Below are 20,827 nucleotides of genomic sequence, written 5' to 3'. Positions count from 1 at the left end.
ATACAGAGTTGCGATAAAAGTCTTCCCCAAAACTCAGTGCAACCTATTGGATTTCGTAGCATTTATTTTCGTTAACAAAGGACATGAAAAGCACTTTTTTCTTGGTTTTTAATCAATTAAATCAGTTGGATAACCTTGTTTTGCAAAGATAATGCTGCGTCACATGGAGTGGTTCGAAGCGGCTGACCTGATTGTTAAAGGTGTTGAAGGCGCTATCGCTAACAAAACCGTGACTTACGATTTCGAACGCCTGATGGATGGCGCTAAACTGCTGAAATGTTCAGAGTTTGGTGACGCGATCATCGAAAATATGTAATGTCTGCCTGAGCCAGCATAGCGTTCAACGCTGTGCTGGTTTTTTTGTTTCTGCTTTCACCCCTCGCGCTTTCTTCCGCATCATTTTTAGTCATAACAGATTCAGCAGACGCACGCTTTAAAGACGCAGAAAACCCAACGACATTTATTGCTTTCGCACCGCATGCTGCAGGTGTCTTTTCAGGTAAGTGTGTGGATGAATCATTTATCGCTGCGTATCACGGTAATATTTCTATACGTACCTCTGCCTGATTACACGGTAAAAGAAACACCGCGATCGTCAATCTTCCCTCCAGCATCATCTGAATAATGATTAATGAAATAGCGTACTCAGAGAAAAGTTTTCAGAACGTTAAATAGTTAATGACGCTGAATATCTTTCGCCTGTTTTCTGCTCAGGTTTTGCCGGCGTTATAAGTGGGTAATTAATTCATAGTCATGAAGTCATGTCTGAAAAAATTCATTGCGTGTTTGTCGGCATTGAGTTTTGAAGTGTTATTTACTTTTTCAATCAACAGTCCGGCTAATGAATCAGTCAGAGAACGGGATTTTAAAATGGCCAATGTCTTTCCAGAATATCGTGACTATTGAACCAACCTCAATCTGCGCTGACTAATTTGCTGACTTGTGCCGTTACGTTAACGCGTTCAGAACGTTGAATGGGCAAGTCTTACTTTAATTCAGCCAGTACGGCGTAGCCTGTGCGCAGAGGATGTCAGATATGCGGGTTTTAATTATTTGTCGGGATAATATTGGCGACACGTTACTGACCACGCCGCTCATTAGTGCGCTGGCGCAATCTGGCCAGCATCAGGTCGATGTGCTGACCAACAATTACGCTGCGCCCGTGTTGCAGCATAATCCCGATATCCGGCAGCTCTTCTTTTACACCAAGCTGCATCACCGCGAGGCAGGGCAGAGCCGGCTGGCTTGTGTTTTACAGCGACTGAAGCTGATGCTGACCCTGAAAAAGCAACGTTATGACGCTGTGATTCTGGCAAAAAGCCGCTGGGATCAGCACGGTATGAAGTGGGTTAAAACGGTGCGGCCCACCAGAGTGATTGCTTTAGGTGAACAGTCGCATCCGCTAATTACCGATCTGTTGCCCCCGCCGGGCAAGTCTCCGTGTCATATCAGCGAAACCCTGTTCAGTCTGGGGCGGCCCTTCAGTCTCAGCGCCATAGCGCCGGGCAAACTGACGCTGTTGCCGGATACGGCAATTGCCGCCAGCCTGCGTGATACCTGTGCGATTGATTCCACTGTGCCGGTCTATGCCTTACAGATCAGCGCCCGTAAGCCGAGCCAGCAGTGGGAAGCCACCCGATTTGCCGAACTGGCTGAAAAGATTGCAACGCGGCATGCCTGTCAGATTATGCTGCTGTGGTCACCCGGCAGTCGCGATAATCCGCGTCATCCAGGTGATGACGAAAAAGCGCATGAAATTATGGCGCTCTGCCCGCACCTGCCGATCAAGGCGGTGTCAACCACCAGCCTGCCGCAGCTGATTGCAGCCATGTCGTTGTGTCAGGGGCTGGTGAGCAGTGATGGTGGGGCAATGCACATTGGTGCCGCGCTGGGATTACCGGTGGTGGCGCTGTTTGGCGACAGCGATCCGGCGTGCTGGCATCCGTGGCAGGTTAACTATCAGGTTCTGCAACCAGCGTCACGTGAGGTCAACGCGCTGAGCAGTCGCGAAGTTTATGACGCCTTCGTCCAGACCATTATTCCCTAATCATTTTCAGGCCAGTGTCCCTGTCTGGCCGCTTCACACAGCATGGCAACGGTTAATGGACAATATGTGCCTGCGCTGAACCTCCGGTCAGGCAGGAAGCGCCGCGGGGCAGAGGCCGGAAAATAGCGCGCTTCATTGTAGTGCTCTGCGCTGACGCCAAAAGTGCTAAAGAAATCGCTCATCAGAAGGGCAAACTCTACCTCATTCAGCGGTAATTGCTGCAGATGAAAATTTCTCCGATCCACTTTCCGGAACCAGCCCAGCGCGGTTGGCTGATTGTGATACTCAATCAGCGCAACAATGGCTTGAGAAAAATCGTTCATTAACCCACCAGCTTAGCCACGGCCTGCCCGACCTCTTCGACCCTGATATTTGCCATCGGATGCTGTGACGCCGTTTTATCCGGACGATGAATGATAATGTGGCGATCGCTGTCCTGGCAGGGGCCGGTATAGCGAGGATTGGCGGTTGAGAACAGGCTAACCGTTGGCGTCTGCGCTGCTACGGCGATGTGCAGTGGACCGGTATCACCGGTGACCAGCAGGTCCAGTGTGCGAATCAGGTTAATCAACCCACTGAGATTAGTTTTCCCTGCCATGGATGTAACATTCTTACGGTAGTCCAGCGGCAGGCTTTCGATAAATTTCCGCTCCAGCGGCTGTTCAGCGGCGGTACCCGTAATGATAATCTCAGTGTCGGGCCAGCGTTCCAGCAGGGTCATTGCCAGCTGCTGGAAAGAGGCCAGCGGCCAGCGGCGAATATCTTTCGATGCGCCCAACTGAAAACCAATACGGCGATGGTTAGCTTTAGGGGGCAGGCTGCTATTCGTCTCGGGCAGATGCATCCGGGTCTGCTCGGTCTCTGCACCCAGGGCTTCAATCAGTTTCAGCTTACGCTTGATGGTATGGTCGTCAAAATAGCCTGAATAGTGATTCAGATATTTATTTAACACAGGCGACTCGCTGCCATAATGGTCGCGCACAATGACCTTACTGCCCGTCAGTACTGAACTCATAATATCGTAGGGGAAATGGGCGTGTAATATGACTGAGAGGTCAGGTTTGTGGCGACGCAGTTTGAAAAACAGCGGCAGGAAATTCGCAATTTTGTTATCCCATATATAGATCCTGTCAAACCAATCATAACGGCTGACAAGGTCTTTATTTTTCTTGCTTGAGACCAGAACAAATTTGCTCTCAGGATAGTGCTTTTTCAGGCTACAGATAGCCGGGGTGTTCATCAGGAAATCCCCCAGCGCTGTCGTGGAGTAGATCACCACCGTATCGGGCGTCAGCGTCTTAAGGTCCTGAGGTTTTTTTCTGGTAGAAAAGCGAGAATAAAGCGTTAAAAGTCGGTCTATCAGATAAATCTTTTTTTTCTTCACGTCAGAATTCTCTTGAACTTAATAATGTTATTAAAATGAAAATATTATGGAGTGTTAGAGATTGACGCTACAGATAAAGTTCATTAATACGGAATGTTTTTCTGAGCCGTTGAATTTTCGTTTGAACTTTGGCCGATTTTTTTACTTAAATAAAAATGCAATTTAATTATTTGTGATCAAATTGAAATTTTCTGGGAAGTTTTATTAATGAATTAGGCAGGTTTTAATTTCAGGCTGGACTACTAGCAGATTAATCATTAGCGAAGATATTTTATGTGACTGAGGAATAATACAACGCCATGAATGAACCCCGGCATAGGTGCCGGGGCTGGGAATTATGACTGAGGCTGCCCCACGGGTCCGGCGCCCAGCGTACCGCCCGGTGAAGACTGACCGCTTGGCGCATGAGGACGGCCATCCGCTTTAATCGCGTCGCTCCTCTGTGAGCAGCCTGCCAGAGAGGTAAACGTCGCTGCAACCAGCAGCAGAGCAGAAAGTGTTTTCATAAGGTCACCTTGATGTTGTCAGAAACAGAACGTAACTCAACGCTGAGTCTCCCGGCACGCTGACCTGAAAAGGCTTATCTTTCAGATATATCTCAGCTGGCGAGACGCGTCGGAGCAAAAAAAACGGAAGCGCGCGGCTTCCGTTCTGTTGGCGTTCAGCGGGTTTACTTGCGGCCCAGCAGGAAGCCGATAAATACGCCAACGCCTGCAGCAACGGCCAGACCGGCGACAGGATTAGACTGAACCTGATCGCGGATAGTTTCAGCAGCGTCGCGGGCAGCATAGGTTGCCTGGTTGGTGTAACGGCGTGCTGCGCCTTTAGCCTGATGCTCAGATGAACCGGTTGCTGCACCCCATTGTTCCTGAACTGCGCCAGCGGCTTCTTTTACTTTATCTTCGATTTTTCCTGACATTTATTGCTCCTTGGTTATGAGTGAGACCCTCAAAGCGTAGCAAAGATAGTGAATTCTGCTCTTCCAGCGGGAGATTTAGGGCTAAGAAATCATTTCTGGCTGTTAATGGCGTGGTGTTTGCGGGCCAGCCATTTCCTGTCTGGCCTTTGAAAAGGCGGCACAGGCAGCCACAGCCGGAGGAGAAGCGATGAAACGTGATACACTGAATGATGATGACTATGAAGAAGTCTGCCGGGTGATTGGCGATGCGGTGATTGTGCTGATGGAGCGCGGTCATGACACCCGCCGTGGCGAAATCTATGACCTGCTAAAACGTACGCGCCAGCAGCGCGCCCATAGTGAACGGGATGAACAGCGGAGGCTGGATCATGCCATCCGGCTGGTCAAACCCGACGTATAGCGGGGGAGCGCCGCGCTACTGCAGCAGCACGCCCTGAATCAGGCTGGCCTCAACAAGGGTGACCTGATCTATTTTCAGCGCCTGCATAAACCCTTCCACCAGTAACAGATTGCTGACATCGGTGGCGCGGTAGTCACCCGACAGTTCACTGTCGCCTTTCCAGACCTGTTGCTGCGAAAGCTGCTGTAATTCCGTCAGCGTATAGCGATGGGGTTTTCCCGGTAACTGATTGCGGATCGAAAAACCGTGTACGCCTCCAATGCCAATGACCCGACGACCCGCCACATCCTGTTTAATCTGCGGGCTGACTTCATTCGTCGCGTAAAACTGCACAAAGCGCAGCACCGACGGCCGCCAGGAGCCAATCGGGTTAGGGGAGCTGACCTGCGGGCTATTCTTCAGCACCGTCAGAATAAAGTTTTTTAACGTTACCGAGGCCAGCTTACCCTGATAGATATCGGCTACCAGCTTGCCGGACTGCTGTCGCCAGGCGGTCATCTGCATCGACCCGCCGCCAATATCCCAGACCAGTAACTGCTCATCACGGATTGCCGGATCGTTAAGCGCGGCTTTAGCGGAAAGGAAACCGAGTTTCGCTTCCTGCTCTTGCGAGATGATGTTGATTTCCGCACCGGTCTGACGCTGCAACTGTTCAATGACTGCCTGACCGTTACTGGCGTTGCGGAACACCGCCGTGGCGACGCCGCTGATTCGCTGTGGATGAAAGCGCTTTGCGTGCGCAACAAGCTGCTGCAGTGCGGCTATGCCTTCCTGTGTTATCGCCGGATTGAGCTGGTTATCTGCTGAATGCGCTAATGCATCGTTCCAGGCCACGGCGCGCTGATCCTGATACAGCACTTTTTCAATGCGTAGCTGGCAGACGTTGACGCGTGCAACCGCAACTTTCGTGGTGCCAGAACCGATATCCAGGCCGGCGCGAATTTGCTGGCAACGATCGGCCTGGGCAGCGGCGGCAAAAAACAGCGAGCAGACGAGTGTAAAAGCAGACAGCGCAGCAGAACGCATAGCGACTCCGGAAGCAAAGGGGATCAGCGTGAACGAGCGGCAACGCAGGCCGGATAGACGCTCACCAGAAAATGACGAAGATGATCAAAACACCATTCGGCGTCATCCGCCTCAGGACAATAGAACTGAATAGTGATTTTTTCGTAATCGCGCTGACGCTGGCGCAGCGGTGACCAGCTCCAGTCGAGTACAGAACGGGCATAATTGACCAGGCTCTCTGCGGGCATCTGATGCTGCTTCTCCTGCCCGGCCAGATAACGGTAGAAGCTCGCCTCCAGCTGCAATGCCTCCTCGTGCCCGTGTTGCGGAAGATCGGGTCGAAAGGCCACATCGATAAAACCGCAGATAGCATCAGCCTGCTGCTGCCAGTCACAAGCCAGCGTCATAAACAGCCCTTCCTGCAGATTGATCTCTTCGACCAGCCGCCGAAGATTTACTGAGCGGTTCAGCACCGCGATCTCCTCAAGCCGACCGGTTTCCAGCGTCAAATCAAAACCACACGGATTCACTGAGCCATCTGCGTTGCGGGTGGCGGGGAAGGGGAAGTCAATATAACCGTTGTTATCCAGACGCTTTTCCATCAGAGGGACCTGCTGCTTGACGTTTCCTGACAATAAACGATCTGGCAGCAGGATTCATCCCCTATGGACAGGTCCAGGTGATTTGGGTGTCCTGATAAGGATTAATCAGGCGGAACTGCTTATCTGACAAGCGTTGCGCATAGTAGCCTTCAGGCGTAATGGCGGAGGGAACATATTTAAATCGATCCAGCGACTGCAGCGGACCACTCTTCACGCTGACATTCTCACGGGTCACCGTGAAGCTGTTAACAAGGTCAAAAATCACGCCCTGAGTTTCCCCCATCGACTGACCATAAATTGTCGAGACCTCACCTGGGCACTCCACACCTTTCGGGCCAGATGAACATCCAGTCATCATCGTGATGAGGATAAACATGCTTAGTCGCATCATGATTTTCTACCTGCTTCAATCCCTGGGCGTTTTATGACACCGCGTCTTTCCTGCGGCGCCACTAATGACTTAATCATAGCAGTTTCCACTACGCTTTCTGTTTGAGATTTGTTTAATCGTTAAGCAACAGGAATGTAAAGGGGTGACTTTGCTTATCAATAAACGTTATTCTTGGCTCCTTTGCGCACCACTTAGGCAAATCCAGGGATAAATGATGAAAGAAGAAGAAGCAAGTCTAATGATTATTCGCCATGCAGTTGACCAGCTTGAAGCCGATAAGAAGCAACAAGTGATCGCCTGCTCAGCGGATATTCGTGCAGCAATGCAGGCTTACGATAGCGAGAATGCGGGGCTGGCGCTGATGTTAGTGGCGGCCGAGGTGGCGGCTGAATAATCCTTATCCGGCCAGTATGGCTGCCTGTCTGACTGGCCGGATTACTTTATCTTTTCTCAACTTTCAGCTTTTTTCGCACACCGATTCCATTTTTTAATGGTCTTAGTGTCAATGCCTCACTACCCACCTGCGATCGTTAATATGTTAAGCTAAAAATTCTTAGTAAAATCAGCGGAGACACAGCATGAAGGCAGCGTTAATTGCCCTGGGCCTGCTGGCCTGTCACATTGCACCCGCCTGGAGCGAAACCGAATTTCAGCTTAACTGCCCTGGCAGGGCGACCATGACCGTTTCACGTGCTGAATATGGTTTAACCACCCTGATGTGGCCAGAAAATCATTTCCAGATTGCGGCCGGTCAGCAGCGTACCCGTCTGGAAGCGGGCGATAAGGTGGCGATTACCCGATTTCGCAACGGCGATCAGCTGATTGTAAACCAGCGCACTCAAGCCAGTTTCTTTGTCTATCACGACAGCGATAAACTGCTGCCCTGCAGCCGCACCGAAAAACGCGATGTGGATGCGCTGAGCCTGGAGCGCTATGACGATCGTCAGCGTTCCGACAGTTAACCGCCCTGGAGCCACTATGCAACCTGAGATTACCGATAACGTCACCGCGCAGGACCTGGATGAAGTCAGACTGGGTCTGACTGCGTTCAACAGCAAATATATTAATACTGATGAGATCAGGTCGATCGGCGTGTTTATTCGTGATGACCAGGGCAGAAAGCTGGCCGGGCTGACCGGATCAACCGCCGGAAACTGGCTGCGGATTGATATGCTGTGGGTGAGTGAGGCGCTACGCGGGCAGGGGGCGGGCAGCAAGCTGATGCAGGCGGCAGAGCAGGAGGCGCGGGATCGCGGCTGTCGTTTTGCGCAGGTGGATACCGCCAGTTTTCAGGCGCGACCGTTTTATGAAAAGCTCGGCTATACGCTGCGCTTCAGTCTGGATAACTATCCACGGCATCACCAGCGCCACTATCTGACGAAAGCCCTGTAATCAAAACAAGGGTTGCTGACGCAAATCCAGCGGATTCTGTTCAGCCTCATCAATCGCCGCCAGCCAGCTCTGCAGCGTGACCTTTTTCCAGGAGAGATGTCCACGCGTAGTGCTCATCAGCACCACGTCAGGACGCAGCGATCGATAAAACTCCAGCGTTTGACTCAGCTCAGCCAGATTACTGTCCGGCACCAGCACCGTGACCCACTGATCATGAGAACGTGTCACGGTGTCGCCGACAAACAGATAGGTCAGCCCCAGCGGCGAGGTATAGAGATAACTGCAACTGCCTGGTGTGTGTCCTGGCGTTGACAGTAATTGAACATCCCCGAAGTGCGTCTCGTGCTGTGAAAAGGTGTCGTCAGGTTCAGCAAAACGGCTTATCGCTCCCAGCGAACGGCTATGGCAGTAAAGCGCGCTACTAAAGCGTTGCTGAATCACCGCCGCGCCGGGCGCAGATTCGTGCCAGTGGGTCAGATAGTGGCGGATGACGCCGCCGCTATCGGCGATGACTTCATGATCAAGCGGGTTTTCTACACGGCCAATCAGCAGATTGCCGCGCGGGTGACGCAGCATAAAGCCATGCATCATCAGGTCGTTAACGGCATCTTCCACCGGAAATTCCGGGGTCGAGATCCACAAATCGTCATACAACGGCTTCAATGTCGATCTCCTGAAACGTACTTTATTCCCGCAGGACGGGGTGGCCGGTTGCCTGTAAATGGGCGTGGCCCTGACTGACCGCTAATCGTGCGCGGGTACCCAGCGGCAGTGTGACGGTGTCAGCAGCATGACCAAAATCTAATCCACTGATCACTGGCAAACCACTGATGTCACGCACGTGTTGCCAGACGGTCTCGAAATTAAACCCATTGTCATACTCTGACAGAGCCGTGCTGGTGAAGCTGCCTGTGACGATCGCCCGCTGGCGCGCCAGAATGCCGCTCTGCTGCAACTGAATGAGCATGCGCTCAATGCGGAACGGATGTTCATTCACATCTTCGATCACCAGAATGCCGTTCTCAATCTGTGGCATCCACGGCGTGCCAATCAGTGAGCAGAGCATCGCCAGATTTCCGCCCCACAGCGTACCCTGCCATTCGCCCTGATCTGGCGTTTCACTCTGCCATTTCACCTCTACTGTAGGCGATGTTAGTGCCTGCCAGAAGTGGTGGAGGGTAAATTCAGATAAGGTCGCGGCGCCGAAATTACCCGCCAGCATGGGGGCGCTGAAGGTAATCAGGCCGACCTGCGCCAGTAACGCCAGCTGAATCACGGTGAAGTCGCTGTGGCCACACAGCGCTACTGGCTGATTCATCAGACGGCGCTGCAGGCCGATGTAGTCGATGAATTCCAGTAACCGGCTGGCCCCATAACCGCCTCGCACTGCCAGCACGATATCGGGCAGGGTGCTCAGGCTGGCAAGCTGATTGATATCCGCCAGGCGTTCTGCATCTGTTCCCGCAAAGCGCTGAAAACGGCGGGTGATCACCTGTTCGTTCTCTATCTGATGGCCCGCCGCACGCAGGCGCGCAATAGCCTGCTGCGCCGCAGGTTGGTTGTGACAGTAACCGGAGGGGGAGATAAGACGAACTGAACGTGAAATCATCATACTTTCCTGCTGTTGGCGGCTGACTAACGGCGATGATGGCGAAAAGCCTCGCTGAAGTCACGGTACGCGCCGCATTTTAGTGCATTTAGGATAAACGGTAATTTTGCTCTCAGGCTGCCTGGGTATGATAGCATTCGCCACAACAGCTACGAGACGAAAAATTGCTGAAAATCCGACACCTTATACTCCCGGCGTTACTCCTGACCGGCTGTGCCAGCGAGCCACCGCATCAGGTCGTTAAGCAACGCAACACGCCATTAACTCAGGCACCCCCGTCCAGCGTCAATGGGACCTGGGCAATGTTTACCGAAGATGCCGCCAGTCATTATGGCGTTGATGAGAAGTTGATCAGCGCCATTATCAGTGTCGAGTCGGGAGGAAATCCGGGCGTGGTGAGCCGTTCTAATGCGGTGGGTCTCATGCAGATTAAAGCGTCAACTGCCGGGCGCGAGGTCTATCGCACACTGGGCCGTCGTGGTCAGCCATCGAATGCTGAGTTGCGCGATCCGGCCAAAAATATTGATATCGGCACCGCCTACATCCGTATTCTGCAGAATTCAGCACTGTCAGGCATTCGTGATCCGCTGACACTGCGTTATGCCACCATCGTCTCTTATGCCAACGGTGCAGGGGTGTTGCTGAGGACGTTTTCCAGCGATCGCGATCGGGCCATTGCGATGATTAATTCCATGTCCCCGGATGAGTTTTATCAGCACGTACAGAAAAAGCATCCGGCGGCGCAGGCACCGCGCTATCTCTGGAAAGTGACCACAGCCTACCGCACAATCTGATGGCGTGTGATTACTCCTGCGGCGTGAGCAGTAGTCGCGCCGTGGGATAATCGATAATCAGCACCTTAATGTAACCTCCCAGCAACGCTCCCCGAATCGCCTGCGCTTTTTCCCGTCCGCCTGCCAGCCCCACGACCTGCGGGCACTGTTTAACCTGCGCCAGTTCCATCCCAATCACCGGATCTTCCTCGGCTTTCAGCACCGGCTGTCCACAGGCATCAAAGTAGTGCAGGCAGATATCGCCTACCGCGCCGCGCGCTGCCAGCGTCTGCAGCATGTTGCCATCGTAGTAGTTGCCGGAGTTGCGCAGCAGTGCTGACGGCTCCAGGTCGCCAATACCGACAATCGCCAGGTCTACCTGATCAAATTTACTCAGGACTTCGGCGACCTCTGCGTTGGCTGATAGTCGCTGACGATCGGTGACCGAATGCTCAATTGACTGCGACGGCAACAGCCAGGCGGGACAGTTCAGCAGCGCCGCCAGATTCTGCGTCAGAATGGTGGCCTGCACGTTGCCGTTAGCCCCAACGCCGCCCAGCAGCTGAATCACCCCTTTACAGGCGCTGTTAAGCGGATGCAGCGCATCTACCATCGCCCGGATAGTACCGCTCCATGACGAAATGCCAATCAGTTCATCATTACGCAGCCGGGTCTCCAGATAGTGAGCAGCCGCCGATCCAATCGCCTGTTTAATCTGTAGCGATGACGCCTGCTCGGGCACATCCACCACAATCGCCTGTGGCAGGTTATAGGTCTGTTCAATGGCCTTTTCCAGCTCCGGATAGACGTTGGCCGGTGGCACCACACTGATCTTGACCACACCTTCTTTCACGCTGCGATTAAGTATGCGTGAGACAAACGACTGCGATAAGGTCAGTGACTGCGCAATGTCGGACTGCTTCATCCCTTCGACATAGTAAAGCGTGGCAATCTTCACCATCAGTCGTTGTTCATCCTGTTTTGCCATCGGTTTTCCCTCTCTGAATCTGCCCGGTATTGTTAACCAGGATGATCAAAATCACAACGCAGGCTAATTTGTGATCGTTTTCGCTTTTTAAAGATCGCGCATTGGACGGCGTGTCTGCGCAGGCGCATAGTCATTATGCATATAAAATCGCATGTGAATATATATTCAAGCGGAGAATAATAATGACTCGTCCTCTGATTAAACTGACCCTGCTGGCTTCAATGATCGCTTTTTCTGCAACGGCGCTGGCGGCGGAGCAAGGCCTGCTGGCGATTATCACCCCATCCCATGACAACCCTTTCTTTAAAGCCGAGGCGGAAGGCGCTCTGGCCAAAGCCAAAGAGCTGGGTTACGCCACGCTGGTGGCGTCGCATGACGATGATGTTAATAAGCAAAACCAGCTGATTGAGACCGCAATTGCACGAAAAGCCAAAGCGATCATTCTGGACAACGCCGGTGCGGACGCCACCGTCGGACCGGTGCAGAAAGCCAAAGATGCCGGCATCCCGGTTTTCCTGATTGACCGTGAAATTAATAAAACCGGCATCGCCGTGGCGCAGATCGTCTCCAATAACTATCAGGGCGCGCAGCTGGGTGCAGAGAAATTTGCCAAATTGCTGGGCGGCAAAGGGGACTACATTGAACTGCTCGGCAAGGAGTCTGATACCAATGCGGGCGTGCGGTCGCAGGGTTATCACGATGTACTGGATGATTATACCGACATGAAAATGGTGGCGCAGCAGAGCGCCAACTGGAGTCAGACCGAAGCCTTCAGCCGCATGGAAACCCTGCTGCAAAAACACCCCAACATCGTGGGTGTGATCTCTGGCAACGACACCATGGCACTGGGCGCAGAAGCGGCGCTGAAAGCCGCGGGAAAAACATCGGTGATCGTGGTGGGCTTCGACGGCAGTGACTACACCCGCGATTCCATCCTCAACAAAGGCAATATCAAAGCGACGGTGCTGCAGCCGGGCTGGGATCAGGCGCAGATGGCGGTCTCGCAGGCGGATTACTACCTGAAGAACGGCAAAGCGCAGAAGCAGGAGAAGCAGCTGATGGACTGCGTGCTGATTGACGAAAGCAACGCCGCGAAGCTGAAAAACTTCAACCTGGCGAAATAACCATGAAACGTATACTGGCGGTATTGATCGGGATGGCGCTGCTCAGCGCCTGTACCGTGGTGGATCTGGATGCGGACGGTAACCCGATCATGCCGAAAGATCCGCACGCGAAGCCCAGCTATACCACCCAGACGCCGCAGCAGATTGCGGAGGAAACCTGGCAGCCGCGTGTTATGGCCACTGCGAACAGCCACGCGCTGAGCTGGGCCGACATGGAAGCGAAAAGTCAGACGGTGAAATCTGGCGGCCGCGAAAGTGTCTTTGTGCGGGCCAGCGGGACGGCCAGCGCTTTTGATGAGAGTAACCCGCGTGAACGCACGCTGACGCTGATGATTAATGGTAAGCCGGTGGCGATCAGCGTTGGCCCGGTATTGCGCAGCAACGCTATCCGGGATGCCGCCGGTTTCCGTTTCGAAGAATTTACTAATCAGGTGCAGTACGCCCAGCTCACCCGGGCACTCAACCGTCATGCAGTGAAGCAGTTGCCGCCACTGGATGCCAGTTGGGTCAACCAGCCAGTGCAGGCGCTGCTGGCCGTAAGCATCGGGCAGAACAGCGTTGAAGAGGTGGTGGCGATTGAGCTGAAGCGGGGGACGCCCTGATGGAAGATGACATTATTCTGAGGGCTGAACAGATCTCCATGCTGTTTCCCGGCACGCTGGCGCTGGATCGCGTCGATTACCGGGTCTGGCGTGGCAAAGTGAATGTGATTATCGGGGAAAACGGCGCGGGCAAATCGACGCTGATGAAGATTCTGGCGGGCGTGCAGCAGCCTACCGCCGGGTCGCTGTTTCTGAATGGTGAGCCGCTGACGCTGAGCAGCACCCGCGATGCCGCCCGGCACGGCATCGGCATGGTGCATCAGGAGCTGAATCTGTTTGAAAACCTTACCGTGGCGGAGAACCTGTTTCTGGGCCGGGAGATCCAGCGTGGCCTGGCGCCGATCAATGAGGCGGAGCAGGCACGGCGCACCGCCGCACTGATGGCGCGTCTTGACCAGCCTATCCCGCCCGGTGAGCGGGTCGGCAATCTCAAAGTGGGTCAGCAGCAACTGGTGGAGATCGCTAAAGCGCTGGCGGAAGACGCGGACATTCTGATTCTTGACGAGCCCACCTCGGCGCTGAGTAAAACCGAAGTTGAGATCCTCTTCCGGGTCATCCGCGACCTGACGCAGCAGGGCGTTACCCTCATTTATATTTCTCATCGGCTGGAAGAGCTGATGGCAATTGGCGACGTGATTACGATTCTGCGCGACGGACGCTTTCAGGCAGAAGCGCCGGTCAGCACCATCGATGTGCCGTGGATCGTTCGCGAGATGCTCGGCAGTGAGCCGGTGACCACCTTCCTGCCGGACGAGCGTGAGTTTGGCGCGCCGGTTCTTGAGGCGCAGCACATCACCTGCGTCAGCCCCAACGGCAATACCCTGGTTGATGACGTCAGTTTTCAGGTGCGGGCCGGGGAGATTGTCGGGATCTACGGCCTGATGGGGGCGGGTCGCACGGAGCTGTTTGAGTGTCTGCTCGGCAGCCAGCGTCACTATCTGGGCAAGCTGTGGCTCGACAGTAAACCGCTGCCTACGCGCCTGCCCACTGCCGACCGCATCCGCATGGGGATGAGTCTGGTGCCGGAAGATCGCAAACGCGCCGGGATTTTCCCGGTCTCGTCAGTTGCCAGTAATCTCACCATCGCCAGCCTGTGGCGGCGATTGTCGCACCGCTTTGCCATTGCGCACCGGGCGGAGCAGCAGGCAGTGACTCAGACGGTCGGTAATCTGGCAATCAAAATCTCCTCGCCGGACGTTGCTATCAGCGCACTGAGTGGTGGCAACCAGCAGAAAGTGGTGATTGGCCGCGCGCTGCTGACGAATCCGCGTCTGCTGCTGCTGGATGAGCCGAGTCGCGGCATTGATGTCGGGGCTAAAGCGGAGGTGTTTCGCATGATGGTGGCGCTGTCGCAGCAGGGTATTGCGGTGCTGTTCTCCACCTCAGACCTGAAAGAGATTATGGCGGTAGCCGATCGCATCCTGGTGATGTCGGGCGGCAAACTTACGGCTGACCTTCCGCGAGACCAGGCGGAAGAGGCAGCGCTGGTGAAAGCAAGTGCGCAGGGGTTCTGAGCATGAAAAGCAATAACAGCGTCGCGCTGAACACACTTCCGGCGAAAGCGTTTAGTTCACGCGAAAGCATTCTGCTGCTGCTTCTGAAGCTGCGTACTTTTATTGCGCTGATTCTGATTGTCGGCTTCTTCGCCATCACCGTGCCGGACTTTCTTGCCACCGGCAGTCTGGTGATCATGGTGAAACACATCGCCATCAACGCCTTTCTGGCGCTGGGTATCACCTTTGTCATTATCACTGCCGGCATTGACCTGTCGATTGGGGCGACGCTGGGGCTGTGCGGCATGATCGCGGGCTGGCTGATCACCAAAGGGATTGTGCTGCCGATGTTTGGCATCGCCATCTTCCCCAGCGTCTGGGTAATCGTGCCGGTCGTGCTGTTGATCGGTGCGCTTATTGGCGCAGGCAACGGCTGGATCATTACCCGCTACAACGTCGCACCTTTCATCTGCACCCTTGGCACCATGTACATCCTGCGCGGTGCGGCGATGCTGACCTCCGGTGGCGAAACCTTTCCCGGTTTGCAGGGTAATCCGCTATTGGGTAATACCGGCTTCGATCGAATCGGGGCCGGCACCTTTCTCGGGCTGCCTTATGCCATCTGGATGATGGTGGTGCTGGCGCTGGTGATCGCCTATGTCGCTCGTCGCCTGCCGTTTGGCCGTCAGGTTTATGCCATCGGCGACAACGAGCGCGCCGCTGAACTCTCAGGCGTGAAAACCCGTCAGGTGAAGATTCTGGTTTATACCCTGTCGGGATTCTGCGCAGCGATTGCCGGCATTGTGGTCTCATCACAACTGGTCGCCAGCCATCCGGCAAACGGCACAGCGTTTGAGATGAACGCCATTGCGGCTGTGGTACTGGGCGGCACCTCACTGGCGGGCGGACGTGGCACGATTGTCGGGACGCTGATCGGTGCGTTCGTCATCGGCTTTCTGGCGGATGGTCTGATCATGATGGGCGTCAGCGAATTCTGGCAGATGGTGATCAAAGGCATCGTCATCATCATCGCGGTCATCATCGACCAGACTCAGAGCCGGATGCAGCAGAAGGCGGCGGTCGTGGCGCAGAAAGCATTAATTGAGGAGGGGGCACCGGCTAAATCCTGACTGGTTTATCGCCGTCCGGGCAGGGTGCACCGCTAAGCGATTCTGCATAAGCGGCAGCAGTCAGCCCGGAGTGACGGGCAGTGTGGTGAACAGAGGACAAGACCTTTATCAGCCACACACTTTTTTAGGCACAAAATTTTTTAACTGGCGTGAATATATATTCATAACCGATTTAAAATTCAGAGGTAGTGTATGAATCCTTTCAATCTTCCGGTCGAAGACCTTGAGCGCCGGGCGCGGGCTATCCGTCGGCGCATCATCCAGCTTAACGCAGGCAGCCCGGCAGGCGGTCATACCGGCGCTGACCTGTCGCAGGTGGAGATCCTCACTGCGCTCTACTTTCGCATTCTGAACTGCGCACCGGATCGCACGGATGATAATCAGCGTGACATCTACATCCAGTCGAAAGGGCACGCGGTGGGCGGCTACTACTGCGTGCTGGCGGAAGCGGGCTACTTCCCGACCGGCTGGCTGGCGACCTATCAGCACGCGGACTCGCATCTGCCCGGCCATCCGGTCCGGCAGAAAACGCCGGGCGTCGAGCTCAATACTGGCGCGCTGGGCCATGGCCTGCCTGTGGCGGTCGGCATCGCTATCGCAGCGAAAAAAGATAACAGTTCGCGCCGCATCTTTGTGGTCACCGGCGATGGTGAGCTGGCGGAAGGCAGTAACTGGGAAGCGGCACTGGTCGCGGCGCATTACGGCCTCGATAACCTGATCATCATCAATGACAAGAACAAGCTGCAACTGGCGGGTGCGACCCGCGACATCATGAACACCGATCCGCTGCCGGAAAAATGGCGCGCCTTTGGACTGGAAGTCACCGAATGCAACGGCAATGCGATGGCATCAGTGGTCGACACCATTGAAAACCTGCCGAAGAACGGCAAACCGCAGGTGATTGTGGCGCATACCGAAAAAGGCTTTGGCGTCTCCTTTATCCAGAGCAAGGCGGAATGGCATCACCGGGTGCCGAAAGGCGAAGAGATCGCACTGGCACTGGAGGAGCTCAAAGATGAGTAATGCACAACATTTAGCAAGCGTCATGGTGACGGCCTTTATCGACGCGGTGAATCGCGGCGTGGATCTGGTTCCTGTGGTGGCCGACTCAACCTCAACCGCCAAAATTGCCCCCTTTATTAAGGCATTTCCCGACCGGCTGATTAATGTCGGCATCGCCGAGCAGACGCTGGTGGGAACAGCGGCAGGTCTGGCACTGGGCGGCAAAGTCGCGGTGACCTGTAACGCCGCGCCGTTTCTGGTGTCACGTGCCAATGAGCAGGTGAAAGTCGACGTCTGCTACAACAACACCAACGTCAAACTGTTCGGGCTGAATGCCGGGGCCAGTTATGGCCCGTTAGCCAGCACCCATCACAGCATTGATGACATCGCGGTGATGCGCGGATTCGGCAATATTGAGATCTATGCGCCTTCCTGCCCGCTGGAGTGCCGCCAGATCATCGATTACGCCCTTGAGCATGTCGGGCCGGTCTATATCCGTCTGGATGGCAAAGATCTGCCGCAGCTGCACGATGAAAATTATCAGTTCAGACCAGGCGCGATCGATGTGCTGCGGGAAGGCAGTGACATCGCGCTGGTGGCGATGGGCTCAACGGTTCACGAGGTGGTTCACGCCGCCGAGCAACTGACTGAACAGGGCATTTCAGCCGGTGTGATCGCGGTTCCATCGATTCGACCCTGTGATACCCAACAGCTGCGCAACCTGCTAAATCACTATCCAGCGGTGATTACCGTGGAAGAGCACAACGTCAATGGCGGCGTCGGCAGCCTTGTGGCTGAGGTGCTGGCGGAAGGCGGTTGTGGCATCCCGCTGTTGCGGCTTGGCATTGCGGATGGGGAATATGCGATTGCAGGCGATCGCGCCTCCACCCGCGCCCATCACGGCATTGATGCCCGCAGCGTGGTCAACAGTGCAGCGCGCATCTGCGCAGGAGCATAAACATGGTGGGACCTCTGATTCTGGCGATTGACGAAGGCACCACCAATGCCAAGGCGATTGCGGTGGATCGCGACGGCCGTGTGGTGGCACGCGGTAGCCAGAGTTTAACCCTGCAACACCCGCAGCCCGGTCTGGCTGAGCAGGATCCTGTGGCAATCTGGCAGGCGGTAAAACAGGCCATCGCCCATTGTCTGGCGTCGTGTGCAGGTGCGCCTGTCGCGGCGGTGGCGATCAGTAATCAGCGTGAGTCGGTGATGATCTGGCAGCGGCGTGATGGTCAGCCGCTGACACCGCTGGTGAGCTGGCAGGATCGACGCTCCGAGTCATTCTGTCGCGACCTTCGTCAGGCGGGTAAAGCGCCTCGCATCACCGGCCTGACCGGGCTGGCTGTTGATCCGATGTTTCCGGCCGCCAAGCTGACCGGGATGCTGGCCACCATTCCCGAGGGCGCGGCGCGGGCGGCTGCCGGCGAGCTTTGCATCGGCACGGTCGACAGCTGGCTCACCTGGCAGCTCAGCGCGGGCGAAGTCTTTATCACCGATCACGCCAACGCCTCCCGCACGCAGCTCTACAGTCTGCACCTCAACGACTGGGACGACGAGCTGCTGACGCTGTTTCAGTTGCCGCGCGCCGCACTGCCGCGCATCACCTCTTCAGCCAGTGAACAGGGCGTGGTGGCGGTAAATGACATTCCCGGTCTGGCGGCAGGCACGCCGATTCTGGCGCGTATTGGTGATTCCCATGCCGCGCTGCAGGCGCAACGCCGCGGCGAGTCTGAAGTGGTGAAAGCCACATACGGCACCGGCTCTTCATTGATGATGTCCATGGCAACGCCGCTGCTGACGGAAAATGGCCTCAGCACCACGGTGGCCTGGCATGACGGCACGCTGCGTTATGCGTTTGAAGGCAACATCACGCACACCGGTTCCGGTGCCGCCTGGCTGGGTAAACTGCTCGGCGTACAGGATCCACGTGAGCTGACCGCGATGGCGCAACGCTGCGACGACAATCAGGGCATCTATTTTGTCCCTGCGCTCTCGGGTCTGGGCGCGCCCTGGTGGGATCTTCAGGCACGCGGCATGGTGTGCGGACTGACGGATGCCGCGACACCTGACGTGCTGGCGCGGGTGGCACTCGAGTCGATCGTCTGGCAAATCGCCGATGTCTTTTTCGCGATGGAGCAGGCCAGCGGACAGCAGCTTCCGGCGCTCTGTGTCGATGGCAGCGCCACTGAAAATAGCTGGCTGATGCAGTTACAGGCCGATGTGTTGCAGCGGCCGCTGCAGCGGGTCCCGACTGCTGAGGTCTCCGCGCTGGGCGCGGCACTGCTGGCAGGCAAAGTGCTGGGGTGGTGGCAGCAGGGCAGTGATATGCAGGCTTTACAGGGCGGCAGCGTCATCCTGCCGCGTGAAGAGAACGCGCAGCGTATGCAGGAAAATTATAAAGGCTGGATCGATGCCGTTGCACGCTGTCGTTATCAGCCACATTAATCCTTATCCGGAGCAGAGCCATGTCAACACTTCCTCAGCAGTTAACCTTCGGTGTCATTATTGGCAACCGGGGTTTTTTTCCCAGCTATCTGGTGGGCGAGGCGCGCCAGCAGGCGGTCGCGCTGTTTGAAAAAATGAAAATCAATACGGTCATGCTGGATGAAACCCAGACCAACCTGGGCGGCGTAGAGACGCGGCAGGAGGCAAAAATCTGCGCTGCACTGTTTCGCGAGCACCGCGAAAAAATTCACGGCATTGTGGTGCTGCTGCCTAACTTTGGTGATGAAAAAGCGATTGCAGAAGCGCTGCGTCTGGCTGGCCTGAATGTGCCAGTGCTGGTGCAGGCGGAAGAGGATAATCTCGATAAAATGGGGCTGGCGACCCGTCGCGACAGCTTCTGCGGCAAAATTTCGCTCTGCAATAACCTGCGGCAATATGGTATTCCGTTTACCCTGACCCGCCAGCACGTCTGCGCCCTGAGCGGTGAGGTCTTCAGGCAGGATCTGCAGCGGTTTAGCCAGCTCTGTCGTGTCGTGAATGCCATGCGTCGGGTGCGCGTCGGGGCGATTGGTGCGCGGCCCGCCGGATTTAACACCGTGCGTTATAGCGAAAAGCTGCTGGAGAAGATGGGCATCGCGGTGGAAACCCTGGATTTATCGGAGATTTTTACGCGTACCAACCGGCTGCGCGATGATGATATCCGCGTAGCAGAGAAGCGTGAAATCCTGGAGGCTAACGCTGATGCGCGCGGCATTCCGGGTGACAAACTGGTGACCATGGCCAAACTGTTTGTGGTGATCAGCGAATGGATCAGTGACAACGATATTGATACCACCGCTATTCAGTGCTGGACCTCACTGCAGGAGAATCTGGGGATTAACGTCTGCTCAATCATGAGCGTGATGTCGGGCCAGCTGATGCCCAGCGCCTGCGAAGTGGATGTGATGGGCGCGCTGTCGATGTACGCGCTCGCCAGCTGTTCGCTGAGTCCTGCCTCACTGGCGGACTGGAACAACAACTTTGGCGATGAACGGGACAAATGCGTGCTGTTTCACTGTGGTAACTTCGCCAGTGCCAGCCTGGAGTCACCGACGATGGGCACGGCCGATATCATCGGCACCACGGTGGGCAAAGAGAACACCTGCGGTGCAGTGCATGGCCGGATGAAGCAGGGTGATCTGACCTACTTCCGTCTTTCAACCGACGATTTTAGCGGCGAAATCAAAGCCTATGTCGGTGAGGGAATGTCGGTCACCGATCCGCTGGACACGGTGGGCTGTCGTGCGGTGATTCAGGTGCCGCAGCTGGAAACATTGCTGGCGTGGATCTGCCGTAATGGCTTTGAGCATCACGTGGCGATGAATCACTCAGCGACGGCAGATGTGCTGCAGGAAGCGTTTAGTGAGTATCTCGGTGTAAGTTGTTACCGGCATGAGTAAACGGTGAGACTGAATTGCAGAACGCCATAGGGGAAGGTGGGACAGCCGATGCGCTTACGGTTCTGGCCGCACCGGTATC

The 20,827-nt window shown here is 55.3% G+C and carries 24 protein-coding genes and 1 pseudogene; 15 read left to right on the top strand and 10 right to left on the bottom strand.

The genetic code is table 11. From position 1 onward, the window contains the following. Positions 1 to 142 precede the first annotated feature (142 nt). Together EE896_RS11750 and EE896_RS11745 are read left to right on the top strand one after the other, a co-directional pair. Positions 143 to 316, top strand: a pseudogene (locus EE896_RS11750) (isocitrate/isopropylmalate family dehydrogenase); the annotation flags it as partial. 720 nt (positions 317 to 1,036) lie between these two features. Continuing rightward, complete coding sequence (locus EE896_RS11745; protein ID WP_008925948.1) at positions 1,037 to 2,047, top strand: glycosyltransferase family 9 protein; 1,011 nt, start codon at positions 1,037 to 1,039, stop codon at positions 2,045 to 2,047. Here the strand turns inward: EE896_RS11745 and EE896_RS11740 are convergent. The 4 genes from EE896_RS11740 to EE896_RS11730 form a co-directional block, all read right to left on the bottom strand. Next, on the bottom strand, positions 2,044 to 2,370 hold the full coding sequence (locus EE896_RS11740; RefSeq protein WP_140916463.1) for a DUF1493 family protein: 327 nt from the start codon (positions 2,368 to 2,370) through the stop codon (positions 2,044 to 2,046). The genes EE896_RS11745 and EE896_RS11740 overlap by 4 nt on opposite strands. After that, on the bottom strand, positions 2,370 to 3,431 hold the full coding sequence (locus EE896_RS11735; protein WP_003851422.1) for a glycosyltransferase family 9 protein: 1,062 nt from the start codon (positions 3,429 to 3,431) through the stop codon (positions 2,370 to 2,372). The genes EE896_RS11740 and EE896_RS11735 overlap by 1 nt, the downstream gene beginning before the upstream one ends. A 335-nt stretch (positions 3,432 to 3,766) precedes the next feature. After that, complete coding sequence (locus EE896_RS22400; RefSeq protein WP_003851420.1) at positions 3,767 to 3,937, bottom strand: hypothetical protein; 171 nt, start codon at positions 3,935 to 3,937, stop codon at positions 3,767 to 3,769. A gap of 164 nt (positions 3,938 to 4,101) precedes the next feature. Beyond that, positions 4,102 to 4,350 (bottom strand): ElaB/YgaM/YqjD family protein, encoded by a 249-nt coding sequence (locus EE896_RS11730; RefSeq protein ID WP_003851418.1) that lies wholly within the window; start codon positions 4,348 to 4,350, stop codon positions 4,102 to 4,104. Positions 4,351 to 4,537: 187 nt separating this feature from the next. Between EE896_RS11730 and EE896_RS11725 the strand changes: the two genes are divergently transcribed. After that, positions 4,538 to 4,750 (top strand): DUF2767 family protein, encoded by a 213-nt coding sequence (locus tag EE896_RS11725; RefSeq protein WP_008925950.1) that lies wholly within the window; start codon positions 4,538 to 4,540, stop codon positions 4,748 to 4,750. Positions 4,751 to 4,765: 15 nt separating this feature from the next. Here EE896_RS11725 and EE896_RS11720 read toward each other — a convergent pair whose 3' ends face one another. From EE896_RS11720 to EE896_RS11710, 3 genes are all read right to left on the bottom strand, one after another. After that, positions 4,766 to 5,776, bottom strand: a complete 1,011-nt coding sequence (locus EE896_RS11720) for a Ppx/GppA phosphatase family protein (protein ID WP_140916464.1) — start codon at positions 5,774 to 5,776, stop codon at positions 4,766 to 4,768. A 23-nt stretch (positions 5,777 to 5,799) separates the two neighbouring features. Beyond that, a complete protein-coding gene (locus EE896_RS11715) occupies positions 5,800 to 6,357 on the bottom strand; it encodes a hypothetical protein (RefSeq protein ID WP_105099306.1) in 558 nt (185 codons plus the stop codon). A gap of 61 nt (positions 6,358 to 6,418) precedes the next feature. Next, a complete protein-coding gene (locus tag EE896_RS11710; protein WP_033762441.1) occupies positions 6,419 to 6,748 on the bottom strand; it encodes a hypothetical protein in 330 nt (109 codons plus the stop codon). Positions 6,749 to 6,962: 214 nt separating this feature from the next. On the opposite strand from EE896_RS11710, the gene EE896_RS11705 reads away from it, so the two are divergent. The 3 genes from EE896_RS11705 to EE896_RS11695 all read left to right on the top strand — a co-directional run bounded on the left by EE896_RS11705 (position 6,963) and on the right by EE896_RS11695 (position 8,140). Further along, positions 6,963 to 7,142 carry a hypothetical protein gene (locus EE896_RS11705; protein WP_003851407.1) on the top strand — a complete coding sequence of 60 codons (180 nt, stop codon included), beginning with the start codon at positions 6,963 to 6,965 and terminating at the stop codon, positions 7,140 to 7,142. 184 nt (positions 7,143 to 7,326) lie between these two features. After that, positions 7,327 to 7,710 carry a hypothetical protein gene (locus EE896_RS11700; RefSeq protein ID WP_003851405.1) on the top strand — a complete coding sequence of 128 codons (384 nt, stop codon included), beginning with the start codon at positions 7,327 to 7,329 and terminating at the stop codon, positions 7,708 to 7,710. A gap of 16 nt (positions 7,711 to 7,726) precedes the next feature. After that, entirely contained in the window at positions 7,727 to 8,140 is a 414-nt protein-coding gene (locus EE896_RS11695; protein ID WP_003851403.1) for a GNAT family N-acetyltransferase, read from the top strand. Here EE896_RS11695 and EE896_RS11690 read toward each other — a convergent pair whose 3' ends face one another. After that, complete coding sequence (locus tag EE896_RS11690; RefSeq protein ID WP_003851401.1) at positions 8,141 to 8,803, bottom strand: MBL fold metallo-hydrolase; 663 nt, start codon at positions 8,801 to 8,803, stop codon at positions 8,141 to 8,143. It abuts the gene before it with no gap. 22 nt (positions 8,804 to 8,825) lie between these two features. Then, positions 8,826 to 9,749 (bottom strand): muramoyltetrapeptide carboxypeptidase, encoded by a 924-nt coding sequence (gene ldcA / locus EE896_RS11685; protein ID WP_181405316.1) that lies wholly within the window; start codon positions 9,747 to 9,749, stop codon positions 8,826 to 8,828. A 164-nt stretch (positions 9,750 to 9,913) separates the two neighbouring features. On the opposite strand from ldcA, the gene emtA reads away from it, so the two are divergent. Then, entirely contained in the window at positions 9,914 to 10,543 is a 630-nt protein-coding gene (gene emtA, locus EE896_RS11680; RefSeq protein ID WP_140916466.1) for a membrane-bound lytic murein transglycosylase EmtA, read from the top strand. Positions 10,544 to 10,553: 10 nt separating this feature from the next. Here emtA and EE896_RS11675 read toward each other — a convergent pair whose 3' ends face one another. Then, positions 10,554 to 11,510 carry a sugar-binding transcriptional regulator gene (locus tag EE896_RS11675; protein WP_003851396.1) on the bottom strand — a complete coding sequence of 319 codons (957 nt, stop codon included), beginning with the start codon at positions 11,508 to 11,510 and terminating at the stop codon, positions 10,554 to 10,556. A 182-nt stretch (positions 11,511 to 11,692) separates the two neighbouring features. Between EE896_RS11675 and EE896_RS11670 the strand changes: the two genes are divergently transcribed. From EE896_RS11670 to EE896_RS11635, 8 genes are all read left to right on the top strand, one after another. After that, the gene (locus EE896_RS11670; protein WP_003851394.1) at positions 11,693 to 12,634 is read left to right on the top strand and encodes a D-ribose ABC transporter substrate-binding protein; all 942 of its coding nucleotides are present in this window, start codon (positions 11,693 to 11,695) and stop codon (positions 12,632 to 12,634) included. Between the two features lie 2 nt (positions 12,635 to 12,636). Beyond that, positions 12,637 to 13,236 carry a DUF2291 family protein gene (locus tag EE896_RS11665; RefSeq protein ID WP_003851391.1) on the top strand — a complete coding sequence of 200 codons (600 nt, stop codon included), beginning with the start codon at positions 12,637 to 12,639 and terminating at the stop codon, positions 13,234 to 13,236. Further along, positions 13,236 to 14,750 carry a sugar ABC transporter ATP-binding protein gene (locus tag EE896_RS11660; RefSeq protein ID WP_003851390.1) on the top strand — a complete coding sequence of 505 codons (1,515 nt, stop codon included), beginning with the start codon at positions 13,236 to 13,238 and terminating at the stop codon, positions 14,748 to 14,750. Before EE896_RS11665 ends, EE896_RS11660 begins: the two co-directional genes overlap by 1 nt. A gap of 2 nt (positions 14,751 to 14,752) precedes the next feature. Beyond that, positions 14,753 to 15,859 carry an ABC transporter permease gene (locus tag EE896_RS11655; RefSeq protein WP_140916467.1) on the top strand — a complete coding sequence of 369 codons (1,107 nt, stop codon included), beginning with the start codon at positions 14,753 to 14,755 and terminating at the stop codon, positions 15,857 to 15,859. 192 nt (positions 15,860 to 16,051) lie between these two features. After that, positions 16,052 to 16,882 carry a transketolase gene (locus EE896_RS11650; protein WP_140916468.1) on the top strand — a complete coding sequence of 277 codons (831 nt, stop codon included), beginning with the start codon at positions 16,052 to 16,054 and terminating at the stop codon, positions 16,880 to 16,882. Continuing rightward, on the top strand, positions 16,875 to 17,819 hold the full coding sequence (locus EE896_RS11645; protein WP_033762428.1) for a transketolase family protein: 945 nt from the start codon (positions 16,875 to 16,877) through the stop codon (positions 17,817 to 17,819). Before EE896_RS11650 ends, EE896_RS11645 begins: the two co-directional genes overlap by 8 nt. 2 nt (positions 17,820 to 17,821) lie before the next feature. Beyond that, positions 17,822 to 19,309, top strand: coding sequence for an FGGY family carbohydrate kinase (locus tag EE896_RS11640; RefSeq protein WP_039661048.1), 1,488 nt, complete (start codon positions 17,822 to 17,824; stop codon positions 19,307 to 19,309). A 20-nt stretch (positions 19,310 to 19,329) separates the two neighbouring features. Then, on the top strand, positions 19,330 to 20,748 hold the full coding sequence (locus tag EE896_RS11635) for an L-fucose/L-arabinose isomerase family protein (RefSeq protein WP_140916469.1): 1,419 nt from the start codon (positions 19,330 to 19,332) through the stop codon (positions 20,746 to 20,748). Positions 20,749 to 20,827: the final 79 nt, after the last annotated feature.

It is taken from the genome of Pantoea eucalypti (assembly GCF_009646115.1).
Lineage (GTDB): Bacteria > Pseudomonadota > Gammaproteobacteria > Enterobacterales > Enterobacteriaceae > Pantoea > Pantoea eucalypti.
The sequence above is the reverse complement of the archived record's forward strand: the minus strand, read 5'-3'. Positions and strand labels throughout refer to the sequence as shown.

What these genes read in the sequence shown, in the direction of transcription:
- EE896_RS11660 (WP_003851390.1), top strand. Translation starts at nt 13,236, where the DNA reads ATGGAAGATGACATTATTCTGAGGGCTGAACAGATCTCCATGCTGTTT.
- EE896_RS11645 (WP_033762428.1), top strand. Translation starts at nt 16,875, where the DNA reads ATGAGTAATGCACAACATTTAGCAAGCGTCATGGTGACGGCCTTTATC.
- EE896_RS11670 (WP_003851394.1), top strand. Translation starts at nt 11,693, where the DNA reads ATGACTCGTCCTCTGATTAAACTGACCCTGCTGGCTTCAATGATCGCT.
- EE896_RS11705 (WP_003851407.1), top strand. Translation starts at nt 6,963, where the DNA reads ATGAAAGAAGAAGAAGCAAGTCTAATGATTATTCGCCATGCAGTTGAC.
- EE896_RS11700 (WP_003851405.1), top strand. Translation starts at nt 7,327, where the DNA reads ATGAAGGCAGCGTTAATTGCCCTGGGCCTGCTGGCCTGTCACATTGCA.
- EE896_RS11675 (WP_003851396.1), bottom strand. Translation starts at nt 11,510, where the DNA reads ATGGCAAAACAGGATGAACAACGACTGATGGTGAAGATTGCCACGCTT.
- EE896_RS11665 (WP_003851391.1), top strand. Translation starts at nt 12,637, where the DNA reads ATGAAACGTATACTGGCGGTATTGATCGGGATGGCGCTGCTCAGCGCC.
- EE896_RS11710 (WP_033762441.1), bottom strand. Translation starts at nt 6,748, where the DNA reads ATGATGCGACTAAGCATGTTTATCCTCATCACGATGATGACTGGATGT.
- EE896_RS11715 (WP_105099306.1), bottom strand. Translation starts at nt 6,357, where the DNA reads ATGGAAAAGCGTCTGGATAACAACGGTTATATTGACTTCCCCTTCCCC.
- EE896_RS11650 (WP_140916468.1), top strand. Translation starts at nt 16,052, where the DNA reads ATGAATCCTTTCAATCTTCCGGTCGAAGACCTTGAGCGCCGGGCGCGG.
- EE896_RS11745 (WP_008925948.1), top strand. Translation starts at nt 1,037, where the DNA reads ATGCGGGTTTTAATTATTTGTCGGGATAATATTGGCGACACGTTACTG.
- EE896_RS11725 (WP_008925950.1), top strand. Translation starts at nt 4,538, where the DNA reads ATGAAACGTGATACACTGAATGATGATGACTATGAAGAAGTCTGCCGG.
- ldcA (WP_181405316.1), bottom strand. Translation starts at nt 9,749, where the DNA reads ATGATTTCACGTTCAGTTCGTCTTATCTCCCCCTCCGGTTACTGTCAC.
- EE896_RS11730 (WP_003851418.1), bottom strand. Translation starts at nt 4,350, where the DNA reads ATGTCAGGAAAAATCGAAGATAAAGTAAAAGAAGCCGCTGGCGCAGTT.
- EE896_RS11655 (WP_140916467.1), top strand. Translation starts at nt 14,753, where the DNA reads ATGAAAAGCAATAACAGCGTCGCGCTGAACACACTTCCGGCGAAAGCG.
- EE896_RS11720 (WP_140916464.1), bottom strand. Translation starts at nt 5,776, where the DNA reads ATGCGTTCTGCTGCGCTGTCTGCTTTTACACTCGTCTGCTCGCTGTTT.
- EE896_RS11740 (WP_140916463.1), bottom strand. Translation starts at nt 2,370, where the DNA reads ATGAACGATTTTTCTCAAGCCATTGTTGCGCTGATTGAGTATCACAAT.
- EE896_RS11640 (WP_039661048.1), top strand. Translation starts at nt 17,822, where the DNA reads ATGGTGGGACCTCTGATTCTGGCGATTGACGAAGGCACCACCAATGCC.
- EE896_RS11695 (WP_003851403.1), top strand. Translation starts at nt 7,727, where the DNA reads ATGCAACCTGAGATTACCGATAACGTCACCGCGCAGGACCTGGATGAA.
- EE896_RS22400 (WP_003851420.1), bottom strand. Translation starts at nt 3,937, where the DNA reads ATGAAAACACTTTCTGCTCTGCTGCTGGTTGCAGCGACGTTTACCTCT.
- EE896_RS11635 (WP_140916469.1), top strand. Translation starts at nt 19,330, where the DNA reads ATGTCAACACTTCCTCAGCAGTTAACCTTCGGTGTCATTATTGGCAAC.